The organism is Pseudomonas thivervalensis, from assembly GCF_001269655.1.
Lineage (GTDB): Bacteria > Pseudomonadota > Gammaproteobacteria > Pseudomonadales > Pseudomonadaceae > Aquipseudomonas > Aquipseudomonas thivervalensis.
Genome location: NZ_LHVE01000020.1, coordinates 359365 through 372974, shown reverse-complemented (window position 1 = coordinate 372974; position 13610 = coordinate 359365). Strand labels below are relative to the sequence as shown.

15 protein-coding genes and 1 other RNA gene are annotated in these 13610 nt (G+C 59.3%); 8 read left to right on the top strand and 8 right to left on the bottom strand.

Annotated features, from left to right (window positions below; genetic code table 11):
* Nucleotides 1-118: 118 nt before the first annotated feature.
* Nucleotides 119-724: an energy transducer TonB gene (locus AD659_RS26700; protein ID WP_053126428.1), complete on the top strand. Its 606-nt coding sequence runs from the start codon at nucleotides 119-121 to the stop codon at nucleotides 722-724.
* A gap of 41 nt (nucleotides 725-765) precedes the next feature.
* Here the strand turns inward: AD659_RS26700 and AD659_RS26695 are convergent, their stop codons facing one another.
* From AD659_RS26695 to AD659_RS26685, 3 genes are all read right to left on the bottom strand, one after another.
* Nucleotides 766-1041, bottom strand: coding sequence for a bacteriocin immunity protein (locus AD659_RS26695; RefSeq protein WP_053126426.1), 276 nt, complete (start codon nucleotides 1039-1041; stop codon nucleotides 766-768).
* A complete protein-coding gene (locus AD659_RS26690; protein WP_053126424.1) occupies nucleotides 1038-3365 on the bottom strand; it encodes an S-type pyocin domain-containing protein in 2328 nt (775 codons plus the stop codon). Before AD659_RS26690 ends, AD659_RS26695 begins: the two co-directional genes overlap by 4 nt.
* 430 nt (nucleotides 3366-3795) lie before the next feature.
* The gene (locus AD659_RS26685; protein ID WP_053126422.1) at nucleotides 3796-4773 is read right to left on the bottom strand and encodes an NADPH:quinone oxidoreductase family protein; all 978 of its coding nucleotides are present in this window, start codon (nucleotides 4771-4773) and stop codon (nucleotides 3796-3798) included.
* A 150-nt stretch (nucleotides 4774-4923) separates the two neighbouring features.
* Between AD659_RS26685 and AD659_RS26680 the strand changes: the two genes are divergently transcribed.
* Nucleotides 4924-5340, top strand: coding sequence for a flagellar basal body-associated protein FliL (locus AD659_RS26680; RefSeq protein ID WP_053127112.1), 417 nt, complete (start codon nucleotides 4924-4926; stop codon nucleotides 5338-5340).
* 68 nt (nucleotides 5341-5408) lie between these two features.
* On the opposite strand, the gene AD659_RS26675 is transcribed toward AD659_RS26680, so the two are convergent.
* Nucleotides 5409-5861 carry an EVE domain-containing protein gene (locus AD659_RS26675; protein ID WP_053126421.1) on the bottom strand — a complete coding sequence of 151 codons (453 nt, stop codon included), beginning with the start codon at nucleotides 5859-5861 and terminating at the stop codon, nucleotides 5409-5411.
* 195 nt (nucleotides 5862-6056) lie between these two features.
* Between AD659_RS26675 and AD659_RS30055 the strand changes: the two genes are divergently transcribed.
* Complete coding sequence (locus AD659_RS30055; RefSeq protein WP_167352852.1) at nucleotides 6057-6203, top strand: hypothetical protein; 147 nt, start codon at nucleotides 6057-6059, stop codon at nucleotides 6201-6203.
* A 32-nt stretch (nucleotides 6204-6235) separates the two neighbouring features.
* Here AD659_RS30055 and AD659_RS26670 read toward each other — a convergent pair whose 3' ends face one another.
* The 4 genes from AD659_RS26670 to AD659_RS26660 all read right to left on the bottom strand — a co-directional run bounded on the left by AD659_RS26670 (nucleotide 6236) and on the right by AD659_RS26660 (nucleotide 7689).
* Nucleotides 6236-6841 (bottom strand): 5-formyltetrahydrofolate cyclo-ligase, encoded by a 606-nt coding sequence (locus AD659_RS26670; RefSeq protein ID WP_053126419.1) that lies wholly within the window; start codon nucleotides 6839-6841, stop codon nucleotides 6236-6238.
* Nucleotides 6842-6955: 114 nt separating this feature from the next.
* Nucleotides 6956-7135, bottom strand: a non-coding RNA gene (gene ssrS, locus AD659_RS29610) — 6S RNA.
* A gap of 30 nt (nucleotides 7136-7165) precedes the next feature.
* The gene (locus AD659_RS26665) at nucleotides 7166-7483 is read right to left on the bottom strand and encodes a cell division protein ZapA (protein WP_053126417.1); all 318 of its coding nucleotides are present in this window, start codon (nucleotides 7481-7483) and stop codon (nucleotides 7166-7168) included.
* Entirely contained in the window at nucleotides 7480-7689 is a 210-nt protein-coding gene (locus AD659_RS26660) for a TIGR02449 family protein (RefSeq protein ID WP_003177365.1), read from the bottom strand. Before AD659_RS26660 ends, AD659_RS26665 begins: the two co-directional genes overlap by 4 nt.
* 130 nt (nucleotides 7690-7819) lie before the next feature.
* Between AD659_RS26660 and AD659_RS26655 the strand changes: the two genes are divergently transcribed.
* The 5 genes from AD659_RS26655 (at nucleotide 7820) to AD659_RS26635 (ending at nucleotide 13426) form a co-directional block, all read left to right on the top strand.
* On the top strand, nucleotides 7820-8374 hold the full coding sequence (locus tag AD659_RS26655) for a YecA/YgfB family protein (protein ID WP_053126415.1): 555 nt from the start codon (nucleotides 7820-7822) through the stop codon (nucleotides 8372-8374).
* Nucleotides 8375-8399: 25 nt separating this feature from the next.
* On the top strand, nucleotides 8400-9734 hold the full coding sequence (gene pepP / locus AD659_RS26650) for a Xaa-Pro aminopeptidase (protein WP_053126413.1): 1335 nt from the start codon (nucleotides 8400-8402) through the stop codon (nucleotides 9732-9734).
* Nucleotides 9731-10918: a 2-octaprenyl-6-methoxyphenyl hydroxylase gene (gene ubiH / locus AD659_RS26645; protein ID WP_053126411.1), complete on the top strand. Its 1188-nt coding sequence runs from the start codon at nucleotides 9731-9733 to the stop codon at nucleotides 10916-10918. The genes pepP and ubiH overlap by 4 nt, the downstream gene beginning before the upstream one ends.
* A 67-nt stretch (nucleotides 10919-10985) precedes the next feature.
* A complete protein-coding gene (locus AD659_RS26640; protein WP_172681769.1) occupies nucleotides 10986-12203 on the top strand; it encodes a 2-octaprenyl-3-methyl-6-methoxy-1,4-benzoquinol hydroxylase in 1218 nt (405 codons plus the stop codon).
* 218 nt (nucleotides 12204-12421) lie between these two features.
* Nucleotides 12422-13426, top strand: coding sequence for an extracellular solute-binding protein (locus AD659_RS26635; RefSeq protein ID WP_053126407.1), 1005 nt, complete (start codon nucleotides 12422-12424; stop codon nucleotides 13424-13426).
* Nucleotides 13427-13610: the final 184 nt, after the last annotated feature.

Below are 13610 nucleotides of genomic sequence, written 5' to 3'. Positions count from 1 at the left end.
CAAAGCAGTGGGAAACATCCTTCGCCCAAATAGGAAGTCTCGCTATAGGGCCCATGAGCCATGGCCTTTACCCTTTACGTTTCTGCCAGGTCTGGCATTTCAACTGAGGGGTAGGGGCATGAGGTGGTCCGTGGTGATGCTGTTGCTGTGCTTGGCCGGTACGAGCGGGGCAGCGGAAATGTTGTTGGTGCCCGAGCACAATCCCAGGCCGGATTACCCGACGGCCCTGGTCCACAAGGGCATCATGGGTATGGCCCGGGTCGGCTTCATGGTGCATGCCGATGGTCGTGTCGATGAGGTCACGATCTTGCACAGCGATCATCCGGATTTCGCCGAAGCCGCACGGGAGGCCGTGAGCCAATGGCGCTTCAAGCCTTGGCCGGTGGATCTTGAACACCCGGCGAAGACGCATGTCGTAGCGCCCTTCGAGTTCCGCCTGGATGACTTGCCACTGGACGCCAATAAATGGATCAAGACGTGGAAGTGCTCGGACATCAACGCCCACGCCAACGGCCAGTTATGGGTGCAGGACTTGCTCCCGTTCCATTACACACGCCTCTACTTATCCAATGTGTTTTTCGTCAAACAGTTACCGGAAACCGAGCGCCTGGCCTTGATCGCTCGGTTCAACAGGCTCCTGCCCTTGATCGTGCAGCGTTGCGGAGGTTTTCCAGCGGCGCGGTATATGCGGATGTTGCCGAAGGAGGTTCGTGAGTTGCTTTAGCCTCGTTTTTAGGGCATCGCCGTTGGCGATGCCCCTACTTGTTATTCTGGCTTGAAACCGGGCCTTCCGTTTTGTTCTCGCCAGATTTTAATTTCATTCAGGATTCCTTCCGGACTGTCTTCTCGACCTTGTTTAGGGTAGAAAATAAGTGCGGATTTTTCTGGGTGCTCAGTAACCTTCTCAAAATGCTTTGCAAGTTTACTGGTGTATTCACCCAGCTCATCTCCAGTAAGTTCGTTATTGTCTTCGAAAAATTCCTTAACAAAGGATAGAAACTCTGCTTCGGTATAGTCCTCGATTTTTTCTTTGAAGATCATGGCTTTGTTCCTTTTTTGTGAAGCTCAATGTGTTCTTTAGGTGTCATGATGCTTAGGTTGTCCAAATCGTAAACTGCACCGCCCTTGGAAATCCATTGTATATGATGAATTTCAAATTTGTTCCTTTCACCTACGTGGCCGTCTGGAATAGTGAACGGGGCAGCGCCGTTACGCATCAGCTTCAGGTTGGCTCTACTGAACTGTGCTGATAATTTTTCATCATTGGCTACCATCTCCCAAAATTTTTCTCGGAAGGCATCAAAGTCTCTGAAGTCCTGACCTCGAAGTAGATTTGCTATCTCGCGAGGAATGGGGGCACCAACGCCGTGCTCGGTACTTCCTAGCCAGTTTTCCCCAACCTCCTGACCTGCTCCAGTCACCGTCCCCGGTTCATATCGCGGCCCAGTACGACTCGCCATGACATAGACTGGCTGGATTCCCGATTCCATTGGGAATACCAGCACATAATCGTCAATGTCAGCGTCATCGCAGGTTGGATGCTCGTCTATTCTCCCCTCTATCTGGGTAATCCTGGCCCCGGGAAGGATCCTGATTTCCGGCTGCGTCACAGGCAATTCGGTCGATCCAAGGAGACTATCCCCTGGAGGGCTGTTCGGCGTCCAAGTCAGTGTCCTTGGAAGAATCCCCTCGGTCGTGAAAGTGTAGAGATTGGTGTGTGGATCAAGTGTTACGTATCTGATCCGAACCTCGTTGGATAAACTTCCACCGGTCGGTGAAAGGTAAAACTGAGTATGCTCCCCGCGAACAGATGACACGACGCGAAACGGTAGGTGGTCTGTTTCAGTATTTGGGGTTAGTTTGAAATTCTCATCCAGTTGGGACAGCGGAATACTGATCACCACTGGATTACGCTGAAGTTCGCTATTGCCGAGTGTCGGAGAGTATGAAACCGCCACGCCAAATACCGTCAACGGACCACCCGCCAGGGTGGCACTCGCTTTCTTCAGTAGGTCGATGGCACCTTGCAACGAAACGGGCGAACCCTCATACCCAGCGATCAAGCCGTCGGGAGTCGTCATGAGTGGCCGCACCGATGCTGTCGCGCCGCTGGCGGTGGACAGTTGTATATTTCCGATGTGATGCTTCAACCGAAAAGTCGCATCGATATCGGCTTGTGCTTTACGCAGCGACGTCTTTCGTGAATCACTCGTCAATACATTGCCTACTGCATGCTCTGCTTTGGCTGCGTCCTGGTGCGCGATAGACAATTCCCGGTGTTTTTGCTGCATCCAAGGCAGTTTTTGATTGATGTCTTCAGGCTGGGCTTGGTTGAACTGATGAAGTAGCGCGTTAAAACGGTCTGCCAATGCCGCCGCGATTTTCTGTTTTCGTTCTTGTTCGGCTCGTTGCGCCTCAGCTCGGGCTTGGGCTTGCTTTAGAGCTTGTGCTTTTTTCTCGGCAGCAACACGTAGCTGTTCTTGTAAGCGTTCGGCTGCTAAGGCCCGATCGATGAGTCCAGCAAAGGCGTTAGTTGTTTTCGTTAAATGTCGAACGGATTCTGAGTGAAGAAGGGATACATGGTAGTCCTGCCATCGCTTTCCTAAGTTTGTTTTTGCTTGTAGCGCCACAAGATTGTTGAGGGCTTCGAGCTCAGGTTTACTCAAGGGAGGCTTGATGTTCGGATTGGCTTTCGCAAAAGCAGCGATAGCTGCACGCTCAGTTGCAATCATCTTGGCTAAGGCTGCTTTGTAGTTCCTAAGCGACTGGGAGGAGGTTAGCCCGCCTGTTGCACCCAGCGTCGATGAGACCTTTTTTAGTAAAAAGCTTGGTAGAAGCTGGAGGTGAATATTTTTTTCCTGATTGATAACCCTAAGCTTTTCATTTGCTGTTGATGCGGAATCACTTTGTCCAGATTTGACAGCAGCCTGCTCGACTTTTTTTGATACGTGTTCCAGTTGTCCAGCAAGGATGTCTTTTTGCAATGAAAGTCGTTTCAGCTCTAACGCTGATCGGTATGCGTTATCAATCGCTGAGTAAGCGACGGCGATATTGGGCGGGGAGGTCTGCAGGCTTTCCATTACTCTTTTAAAAGACAGTTCCTTCATAAGGAAAAATGGATTGTGGCCATACAGCGAGTAAGCATTTTTGGTGCGTGCTTGATACTCGGATTCTTTGGATTGAATAGCCTTAAGCGTTGCATCCTGTTCTGTCTTCGCTTTTTCCAATGGCGAAAGTGGGCGAGCGCCTATCGCTGATCTTTTTGCTTGTTCGAGTTCTTTTATGGTTGTCTCGGTAAGTTTTATAAAAGTATTACGATACTCGGCGTCGATGACTTCGCTATTTGCTATGCGCTCCTTCATCATGTCATCCCACGCGTGGGGAATAGACGCGTTGTGTCTTTTTGAACTTCTAGTGACTCCTCTAGGAGGCCCCTCGTACAAACCCCAAGCCCCTTGGAAATATCCGCCAGTGAAATTTTCACCTCTGATCGATAAAGGGCCTATTTCGTATGAGCCGGGTCCCAGTTGCTTATGAGGTCCTAAATAGGTATTCGCATCGCACATATGACTTATCCATGTCGGTTTGTCCGTGACTGAATGGCTCCCCGCTGCTGCGGGGGGCTTTGTGTGCGAGGAAGGTTTGCGCATTTCTTTGGCGAGGATGCGGTATATATCTATCGCCAAATCAAATTTTATTTATGGCTGCTAAGAATTCCGACATGGGCCAAATGGAATAAAAAAAGGCCAGGGCCACCCTCATCGGTGGCCCTGGCCTTTTTTGTCTGATGCGGTTTCAACGCACCTGCACAACCACCTTCCCCACCGCCTTGCGCTGCCCCAGGTCATTGATCGCCTGGGCGGCGTTGCTCAGCGGATACACCTGGGACACCAGCGGCTTGAGCTTGCCCTCGGCGAACCAGCCGAACAGTTGCTGGAAGTTGGCGGCATTGTCCTTCGGTTGGCGCTGGGCGAAGGAGCCCCAGAACACGCCCACCACGGCGGCGCCCTTGAGCAGGGCCAGGTTCACGGGGAGTTCCGGGATACGCCCACTGGCAAAACCCACCACCAGCAACCGGCCGTTCCAGGCGATGGCGCGGATGGCCTGGTCGAACAGGTCGCCGCCCACCGGGTCGTAGATCACGTCGGCGCCCTGGCCGTCGGTGAGGCGCTTGATTTCATCCTTCAGGCTGGTTTCGCTGTAGTTGATCAAGTCGTCGGCACCGGCGGCCTTGGCCACGGCGAGTTTCTCCGCACTGCTGGCGGCGGCGATCACCCGGGCGCCCATGGCCTTGCCGATTTCCACGGCCGCCAGGCCTACGCCACCGGAGGCGCCGAGTACCAGCAGGGTTTCGCCGGGTTGCAGGTTGGCCCGCTGCTTGAGGGCGTGCATCGAGGTGCCATAGGTCATGCTGAAGGCGGCGGCGGTGTTGAAGTCCATGGACGCGGGAATCGGCAACACGTTGTAGCTGGGGACTGCCACCTGTTCGGCAAAGCTGCCCCAGCCGGTCAGTGCCATCACCCGATCGCCGACCTTCAAGTGGCTGACTTTCTCACCCACCTGACTGACTACGCCTGCGGCTTCGCCGCCGGGGGAAAATGGGAAGGGGGGCTTGAATTGGTATTTGCCCTCGATGATCAGCGTGTCAGGGAAATTCACCCCGGCGGCGTGCACGTCCAGCAGCACTTCGTTCTTCTTGGCAACGGGGCTGGCGACGTCTTCCAGCACCAGCGATTCGGCGGGACCGAATTCTTTGCACAGCACGGCTTTCATCAGGGCTATTCCTTTGGGAGTGATGGCCGATAAGTGTAGGTGTGAGAGACAACGGGTCAACGAGCATGCCCCGCCCTGATAGCCGGCCATAAGCTTGTGCTTGAACGGCGGGTCGGTATGCTGGGCCGCAAACCGGATGAGGAATCAGATGTGAAAGCGTGGATCATGTTGATGCTGGCCCTGTCGTTGCCTGTGGCGGCGATGGCTGAAGAGGCCAAGGAAGTGAAAGAGGGCGAGGCGCCGAAGGTCAGCTACATCACCCTCAGTCCGCCCTTCGTGGGCAACTACGGCTTGGACGGCACGGCGAAGCTGAAGGTCTACAAGGCCGACGTGGCCCTGCGCGTGACGGGCGATGCCGCCGCTGCGGCGGTCAAGGCCAATGAGCCGCTGATTCGTAACCAATTGGTGGCGTTGTTCGCCCAGCAGACCACCGAGACGATGAATAACCTTGAAGCCAAGGAAAAGCTGCGCCAGGAAGCGTTGAAGCAGACCCAGCAGGTGATGAACGACGAGACTGGCAAGCCGATGGTTGAGGATCTGTTGTTCAACAACCTGATCATTCAATAAGTTCTGCGTTGATGGGGCGGTTTTATCGCGAGCAAGCTCGCGATAGCGGCCTATCGGACAGCGATCGCTCAAGGCTTGAGCGCAACCACCGCCGCCCACTGCTCAGCGGTCACCGGCATCACCGAAAGCCGCGAGCCTTTCTGCACCAGCGGCATTTCCGCCAGCGCGGTCTGTTGCTTGAGGTAGTCGAGCTTCAGCACGTGGCGGAACGTTTCGACATGGGCCACGTCAATCGCGGTCCAGGGGTTTTTGTCCGGGCTGGCCTTGAGGTCGAAATAATGGCTGTCCGGGTCCAGGGCCGTCGGGTCGGGATAAGCGGCCTGGATGATTTTGCCGATCCCGGCGATGCCGGGTTCGGGGCAGCTGGAGTGGTAGAAAAAGAACGTATCGCCCACCGCCATGGCCCGCAGGAAATTGCGCGCCTGGTAGTTGCGAACCCCGTCCCAACGGGCCTGGCCGAGCTTTTCCAGGCCCTGGATAGACAGTTCGTCAGGCTCGGATTTCATCAGCCAATAGGCCATGATTGCTACTCCTTGGCGGTGCGGAAAAAAATAGTTCAGCGATTTTATGACAAACCGACAGTCGGTTGACGCCAGAGTTTGCGTGTCGGGGCCGGTTGCCGCAAAATGCCGGCCTTCCAAGCTTGACGCTGCTGCACGGCCAATAAGAAAACCGCTGCTGTCATCGTGTGTGATATGCCTTGAGGGGGGCAATCGATGAAACGCAAACCGGATTTGTTGTGGATCTTGGTCATTCTGTTCGGTCTGGGTGTCGTGACCACGGGTTATGCCCAAAGCCTGTGGGCCAACAAGACCGAGGCGCCGGTGGATATGACCCAACCCGCGCCATCGCTCAAACGCTGAATCTTTCCAGACGCCGCTGATGACCGCGGCGTCTATCCCGCGATATACCACTGCCTGTCGCTGACCGTTCCCTGCAGCGGCACGTCCCAGCTTGCCTGCGCCAATCGTTCGACCTTCTGGCATTCATGGGCCAGCCCCAACAGCGTCGGCTTGCGCCACTGCTTGCGTCGCGCCAGGTACGCCAGGCTGCGGTCGTAAAAGCCGCCGCCCATACCCAGTCGACCTCCCGCATCGTCAAACCCCACCAGTGGCAACAGCACCAGGTCCAGTGTCCAGACCTTGCGTTGCCGGGCGATGTTCTTGCGCGGTTCGGGGATACGAAAGCGATTGGGCTGCATTTTTTCGCCGGGGTGGATGCGCTGGAACACCATCTTGGTCTGCGGCCATGGGCTGAGCACCGGCAGGTAAGTGGCCTTGCCCCGGCGTTGGGCGGCGCGCAGCAGCAGGCGCGGATCGATCTCGCCATCGTTGGGCAGGTACAGGGCGATGTGCTTCGCGCGGCGAAACAGTGGATGCTGGGCCAATTGTTTGTACAACCCATGGGCGGCTTGCCGTTGCTGGGCGGGCGTCAGGGCACGACGGGCCTGGCGCAGCAGGCGTCGAAGTTGCGGGCGGGGCAGTAGCGCGGGTTCGGTCATGTCGAGGTTTCACGCAGTGGCGATGCCACAGCGTAACCGCAAACCAGGACGCTCAGAAATGCCTGCGCCAGAAACGACAATGCCAGTTCATATGAACTGGCATTGTCTGGAGTCAGGCTCCCCGGATGAACCGCTGTCGGCTTAGCCCTTGAACCCGAAAGTTCAAGGTGGAAGTTGCAGGGGGCGTTAAGGCTTTCCGTCAAGCGGACATGCACACCGGCCCCAACGTGCAACCCCCGTGGTTGTGCGTATCGGCTCAGGGACATCACCAACTGGCAAGCACCCCAGGGAGTGACGCGAGTATACCCCAGGCAGCTTCGCGAATCAGCCCTTGGCGACGTCTGGATCGGTGGCGAGCACCAGATCCACCCGATCGAGCAGGTCGCGCACCTGTTCTCGGGTCGAGCCGCTGACCTGTACGTCCGGCGTATCCTGGCGATGCAACAGGTCGTGGGTGATGTTCAAGGCGGCCATCACGGCGATGCGGTCGGCGCCGATGACTTTGCCGCTGCTGCGGATCTCGCGCATCTTGCCGTCCAGGTAACGGGCGGCGCTCACCAGGTTGCTGCGCTCTTCCTGGGGGCAGATGATCGAATATTCTTTGTCGAGGATCTGCACGGTAACGCTATTGCTTGAACTCATGAGTCTTGCTCCAGGGCCTTGAGGCGCGAAATCATCGATTCGACCTTACGCCGGGCGATTTCGTTTTTTTCAATGAGGTGCGCGCGTTCCTCGCGCCAGGTTTTTTCCTGAGCTAATAGGAGTCCGTTTTGGCTCTTAAGTTGCTCGACCCGGTCAATTAGCAGTTCGAGTCTGGCCATCAGCGCTTGCAGGTCGGTGTCTTCCATTGTGTCCACTGAAGATTGTGTCTGATGGAGGGATGTGGGTTGCACAGCCTCTGATAGTCTTGGCGAGTCTGTCGATGTAGGATACAAGGCCTCCATTCTAGACATAGCGCCGTCTGGCGCCTAGCTGCCCATGCCCATTCAGAATTCCCCGTATCAAGCATTCGCCACCCTGCTGAGCACCAGCGGTCATCCTGTCTCGCCTGCCGAACTGCACGGCCTGCTGCTCGGCCGCAGTTGCGCCGGTGCCGGTTTCGAGGCCGATGGCTGGTTGGCCGACGCCACCGAGCTGCTGGAAGGCGAGCCGGCGGACAACGTCCGTAACGCGCTGATCGGCCTGCAGGAAATGGTCAAGGGCGAGCTGACCAGCGATGACATGACTGTCGTCCTGTTGCTGCCCACTGACGACGCCCCCTTGGCCGAACGCGCCGCCGCGCTGGGCCAATGGTGCCAGGGCTTCCTCGCCGGCTTCGGTCTGACCCGTCGTGAATACGCGTTGAGCGAAGAAGCGAAGGAAGTGTTGCAGGACTTGGCCGCGATCTCCCAGGTCCAGGATGCCCTGGAAGAGTCCGATGACGGCGAAAGCGACTACATGGAAGTGATGGAGTACCTGCGGGTCGCGCCATTGCTGCTGTTCACCGAGACCAAGAAAACCGATGCAGCGGCCCCCAAGCCGTCCTTGCATTAATTTCTAGAGGGAACCCCGTCTGCCCATGATTCATATCCCGAAATCGGAATACAGCCGTCGCCGCAAGGCCCTGATGGCGCAGATGGAACCCAACAGCATCGCAATCCTGCCCGCCGCCGCCGTTGCGATCCGCAACCGCGACGTCGAGCATGTCTACCGCCAGGACAGTGATTTCCAGTACCTCAGCGGCTTTCCCGAGCCGCAAGCGGTGCTGGTGCTGATGCCCGGCCGCGCCCATGGCGAATACATCCTCTTTTGTCGCGAGCGCAACGCCGAGCGTGAGTTGTGGGACGGCCTGCGCGCCGGCCAGGAAGGGGCGATTCGTGACTACGGCGCCGATGACGCATTTCCCATCACCGACATCGACGACATCCTGCCGGGCCTGATCGAAGGCCGCGACCGGGTCTATTCGGCCATGGGCAGCAACCCGGAATTCGACCGGCACTTGATGGAGTGGATCAACGTGATTCGCTCCAAGGCCCATCTCGGCGCGCAACCGCCGAACGAATTCGTTGCCCTGGATCACTTGCTGCACGACATGCGCCTGTATAAATCGGCGGCGGAAGTGAAGGTCATGCGCGAAGCCGCGCGGATTTCCGCCCAGGCGCACATCCGGGCGATGCAGGCGGCGCGCCCGGGATTGCATGAGTTCAGCCTGGAAGCCGAGCTGGATTATGAGTTCCGCAAGGGCGGGGCGAAGATGCCGGCTTATGGCTCGATCGTCGCGGCGGGGCGCAACAGCTGCGTCCTGCACTACCAGCAGAACGACGCGCTGCTCAAGGATGGCGACCTGGTGTTGATCGACGCCGGTTGTGAAATCGACTGCTACGCCAGCGATATCACCCGTACCTGGCCGGTCAGCGGCAAGTTCTCGCCCGAACAGAAGGCGATCTACGAAGTGGTGCTGGCCGCCCAGGAAGCCGCGTTCGCCCAGATCGCGCCAGACAAACACTGGAACCAGGCCCACGAAGCGACGGTCCGGGTCATTACCGAAGGGTTGGTGCGCCTGGGGCTGCTGGAAGGTGAGGTGGACGAGTTGATCGCCAGCGAGGCCTATCGGGCGTTCTACATGCACCGCGCCGGCCACTGGCTGGGCATGGACGTGCATGACGTGGGCGAATATCGAGTGGGCGGCGAGTGGCGGGTCCTGGAAATCGGCATGACGCTGACAGTGGAGCCGGGCATCTACATCAGCCCGAACAACCGCAGCGTCGCGAAAAAATGGCGCGGCATTGGCGTGCGCATCGAGGATGACGTGGTAGTGACCAAGACCGGTTGTGAAATTCTGAGCCGAGGCGTGCCGAAGACGGTCGCCGACATCGAGGCCCTGATGGCCGCTGCCCGGACGCAAGCGGCATGAGCCGGGTCAATCTGGCGATCATTGGCGGCGGCCTGGTCGGCGCGAGCCTGGCGTTGGCCCTGCAAGCGGGTGCCAAGGCGCGGGGCTGGAAGATCATGCTGATCGAACCCTTCGCCCCCGGCGACGCCTGGCAGCCAAGCTACGATGCCCGGTCCTCGGCTTTGTCCTACGGTGCCCGGCAGATCTATCAACGCTTGGGTGTCTGGCAGGAAATCTCGCGCCGCGCCGAGCCGATCAAACAGATCCATGTGTCCGACCGGGGGCGGTTTTCCACGGCGCGGCTGTCAGCCATGGAAGAAGGTGTACCCGCGCTGGGCTATGTGGTGGAAAACGCCTGGCTCGGCCAGTGCCTGTGGCAAGGCCTGGACCCGGAGGTGGTCAGTTGGCGCTGCCCGGCGCAGGTGACCCGCATGGAGCCACTGGTCGGCGGTTATCGCCTGACCCTCGATGATGAAACCACCCTGGAGTGTGATCTTGCCGTACTGGCCGATGGTGGTCGCTCCAGCCTGCGTGAGCAGTTGGGCGTCGGCGTGCGCAGTCGCCCTTATGACCAGAGCGCCTTGATCGCCAACATCACCCCCAGCGAAGCTCACAATGGCATGGCCTTCGAACGCTTCACCGATGACGGCCCGATGGCCTTGTTGCCGCTGCCGGAGAACCGTTGCGCGCTGGTCTGGACCCGCCAGGGCATGGATGCGCAACGGCTGGCGGCCCTCGACGAGCGCAGCTTCCTCAGCGAATTGCAGGGCGTGTTCGGTTATCGCCTGGGGACGCTGAAGCAGGTGGGCGTGCGACACCTGTACCCGCTGGCGTTGGTGGAGGCCGAAGAACAGGTCCGTCCGCACCTGGCGATCCTCGGCAATGCCGCCCACAGCTTGCACCCGATTGCCGGACAGGGGTTCAACCTGTCCTTGCGCGATGCCCAGGCCCTGGCCGATGCCTTGCTCGACAGTGACTGCGAACCGGGGGATTTTGCCGTGTTGCAGGCCTATCGCGAGAGCCAGCGCATGGACCAGGCCCTGACCGTGGGCTTCTCCGACCAGGTCACGCGGCTGTTTGGCAGCAACCTGCCGCTGGTGTCCCTGGGTCGTAACCTCGGCCTGCTGGGCCTCGACCTGCTGCCGCCAGCCAAGCGCTGGTTCGCCCGCCAGGCCATGGGGCTGGGGACCCGTCCCGATGCGTGAGGCTGGGCTGGTCATTTCTTTTCATGGGCGGCCAATGCCGCCAGCAAAACAGGCTTAGAGCATGGAATTGCGTGCAGATCTGCTGATTGTCGGCGCCGGTATGGTCGGCAGCGCCCTGGCGCTGGCGTTGCAGGGCAGTGGCCTGCAAGTGCTGTTGCTCGACGGTAGCCCGATGAGCGTCAAGCCCTTCGATCCCCAGGCCGCGTTCGAGCCCCGGGTCAGTGCCTTGTCGACGGCCAGCCAGCGAATCCTCGATCGCCTGGGCGTATGGGACGGCATCACCGCCCGGCGCGCCAGCCCCTATACCGACATGCACGTCTGGGACGGCAGCGGCACCGGGCAGATCCATTTTTCCGCTGCCAGCCTGCATGCCGAGACGCTTGGGCACATCGTCGAGAATCGCGTGGTGCAGGATGCCCTGCTGGATCGGCTGCATGACTGCGACCTGGGCCTGCTGGCCAATGCCCGGCTGGAACAGATGCGCCGTTCCGGCGACGACTGGCTGCTGACCCTGGCCGATGGCCGCACCCTGCGCGCGCCCCTGGTGATTGCCGCCGACGGTGCGAACTCCGCTGTGCGCCGCCTGACCGGTGTGGCGACGCGCGAATGGGATTATTTGCATCATGCCATCGTCACCAGCGTGCGCAGCGCCCGGCCGCATCGAATGACGGCCTGGCAGCGCTTCACTGATAACGGTCCACTGGCGTTCCTGCCCCTTGAGCGTGACGGCCAACACGATTGGTGCTCGATCGTCTGGTCTACCACGCCCGATGAAGCGCAGCGCTTGATGGCGCTCGATGACATTGAGTTCCGTAACGAGCTGGAGCGCGCCTTCGAAGGCCAGCTCGGCACGGTACTGAGCGCCGACCCGCGCCTGTGCGTGCCGCTGCGCCAGCGCCACGCCAAGCGCTACGTGGCCGAAGGGCTGGCGCTGATCGGCGACGCGGCCCATACCATCCATCCGCTGGCCGGACAGGGGGTGAACCTGGGCTTCCTCGATGCCGCCGTGCTGGCCGAAGTGCTGCTGCAAGCGGCAGGGCGTGGCGAGCGGTTGGCGGACGTGAAGGTGTTGAGCCGCTACGAGCGGCGCCGCATGCCTCACAACCTGGCGCTGATGGCGGCGATGGAGGGGTTCGAGCGGTTGTTCCAGGCCGATCCGCTGCCGGTGCGTTGGTTGCGCAACACGGGGCTGAAACTGGTGGACCGCCTGCCTGAAGCCAAGGCGTTGTTCGTGCGCGAGGCGCTGGGGTTGATTGGGGATCTGCCGGATCTGGCCAAGGCCTGAGAGGTGGCTTGGGGCTAATGGCCTCATCGCGAGCAAGCTCGCTCCCACAGGCGTCACCTGATCAACTGTGGGAGCGAGCTTGCTCGCGATGAGGCCGGAACAACCACCTCGACCCCACTGCTGCAACATTTGGAAATGTGTCCGCCTACTGTTCGATTGTGATGGCAAATGTGAGTCCTTATCATTTGCGCTTCGTTCACAATCCAGAGACCGCTACCATGTTGGCAACCAAGCGCCTGCTGTCCGCCCTCGCCCTGACCCTGATCGGCTCCACTGCCGCCCAGGCCGCCGATGAGGTGGTGGTCTACTCCTCGCGTATCGATGAACTGATCAAGCCGGTCTTCGATGCCTATACCAAGAAGACCGGCGTGTCGGTGAAGTTCATCACTGACAAGGAAGCGCCGTTGATGCAGCGGATCAAGGCCGAAGGCGAGAACGCCACCGCCGACCTGCTGCTCACCGTCGATGCCGGCAACCTCTGGCAGGCCGAGCAGATGGGCATTCTCCAACCGTTCACCTCCCCGGTGATCGACGCCAACATCCCGTCTCAATACCGCGCGTCCTCCCACGCCTGGACCGGCTTGAGCCTGCGGGCGCGGACCATTGTCTACTCCACCGATCGGGTCAAACCGAGCGAATTGACCACCTATGAGGCGCTGGCTGGCAAAGAGTGGGAAGGCCGCCTGTGCCTGAGGACCTCGAAAAAGGTCTACAACCAGTCCTTGACCGCCACGTTGATCGAAACCCACGGCGCGGAAAAAACCGAGGAAATCCTCAAGGGCTGGGTCAGGAACCTGTCCACCGACGTGTTCTCCGACGACACCGCGTTGCTTGAAGCGATCAACGCCGGGCAGTGCGACGTCGGCATCGTCAACACCTACTACTATGGTCGCCTGCACCAGCAGAAGCCGGACCTGAAGGTGAAGCTGTTCTGGCCGAACCAGGCTGATCGCGGCGTGCACATCAACCTCTCGGGCATTGGCTTGACCCAGCATGCACCGCATCCGCAAGCCGCGAAGGAACTGGTGGAGTGGATGACCACGCCAGAAGCGCAGAGCATCTTTGCCGACGTGAACCAGGAATTCCCGGCCAACCCGAAGGTCGAGCCGTCCAAGGAAGTGGCGGCCTGGGGCACGTTCAAGGCCGATACCCTGCCGGTGGAAGTCGCGGGTAAACGCCAGGCCGAAGCCATTCGCATGATGGATCGCGCTGGCTGGAACTGAGATCTGTGGCGAGGGAGCTTGCTCCCGCTGGGTCGTACGAGCTGTGTAGGAGCTGTCGAGTGCAACGAGGCTGCGATCTTTCCCCAGACACTTGAATCCCAAGCGAAAGATTAAAGATCGCAGGCTTCGCCAGCTCCTACAGAGCCCAGCGGGAGCAAGCTCCCTCGCCACGTGACTGTTTGTT

Bases quoted from the DNA above. Each gene is read 5' to 3' on its own strand.
- AD659_RS26700 (WP_053126428.1), top strand. From the start codon at position 119: ATGAGGTGGTCCGTGGTGATGCTGTTGCTGTGCTTGGCCGGTACGAGC.
- AD659_RS26695 (WP_053126426.1), bottom strand. From the start codon at position 1,041: ATGATCTTCAAAGAAAAAATCGAGGACTATACCGAAGCAGAGTTTCTA.
- AD659_RS26690 (WP_053126424.1), bottom strand. From the start codon at position 3,365: ATGATGAAGGAGCGCATAGCAAATAGCGAAGTCATCGACGCCGAGTAT.
- AD659_RS26685 (WP_053126422.1), bottom strand. From the start codon at position 4,773: ATGAAAGCCGTGCTGTGCAAAGAATTCGGTCCCGCCGAATCGCTGGTG.
- AD659_RS26675 (WP_053126421.1), bottom strand. From the start codon at position 5,861: ATGGCCTATTGGCTGATGAAATCCGAGCCTGACGAACTGTCTATCCAG.
- AD659_RS30055 (WP_167352852.1), top strand. From the start codon at position 6,057: ATGAAACGCAAACCGGATTTGTTGTGGATCTTGGTCATTCTGTTCGGT.
- AD659_RS26670 (WP_053126419.1), bottom strand. From the start codon at position 6,841: ATGACCGAACCCGCGCTACTGCCCCGCCCGCAACTTCGACGCCTGCTG.
- AD659_RS26665 (WP_053126417.1), bottom strand. From the start codon at position 7,483: ATGAGTTCAAGCAATAGCGTTACCGTGCAGATCCTCGACAAAGAATAT.
- AD659_RS26660 (WP_003177365.1), bottom strand. From the start codon at position 7,689: ATGGAAGACACCGACCTGCAAGCGCTGATGGCCAGACTCGAACTGCTA.
- AD659_RS26655 (WP_053126415.1), top strand. From the start codon at position 7,820: ATGCCCATTCAGAATTCCCCGTATCAAGCATTCGCCACCCTGCTGAGC.
- pepP (WP_053126413.1), top strand. From the start codon at position 8,400: ATGATTCATATCCCGAAATCGGAATACAGCCGTCGCCGCAAGGCCCTG.
- ubiH (WP_053126411.1), top strand. From the start codon at position 9,731: ATGAGCCGGGTCAATCTGGCGATCATTGGCGGCGGCCTGGTCGGCGCG.
- AD659_RS26635 (WP_053126407.1), top strand. From the start codon at position 12,422: ATGTTGGCAACCAAGCGCCTGCTGTCCGCCCTCGCCCTGACCCTGATC.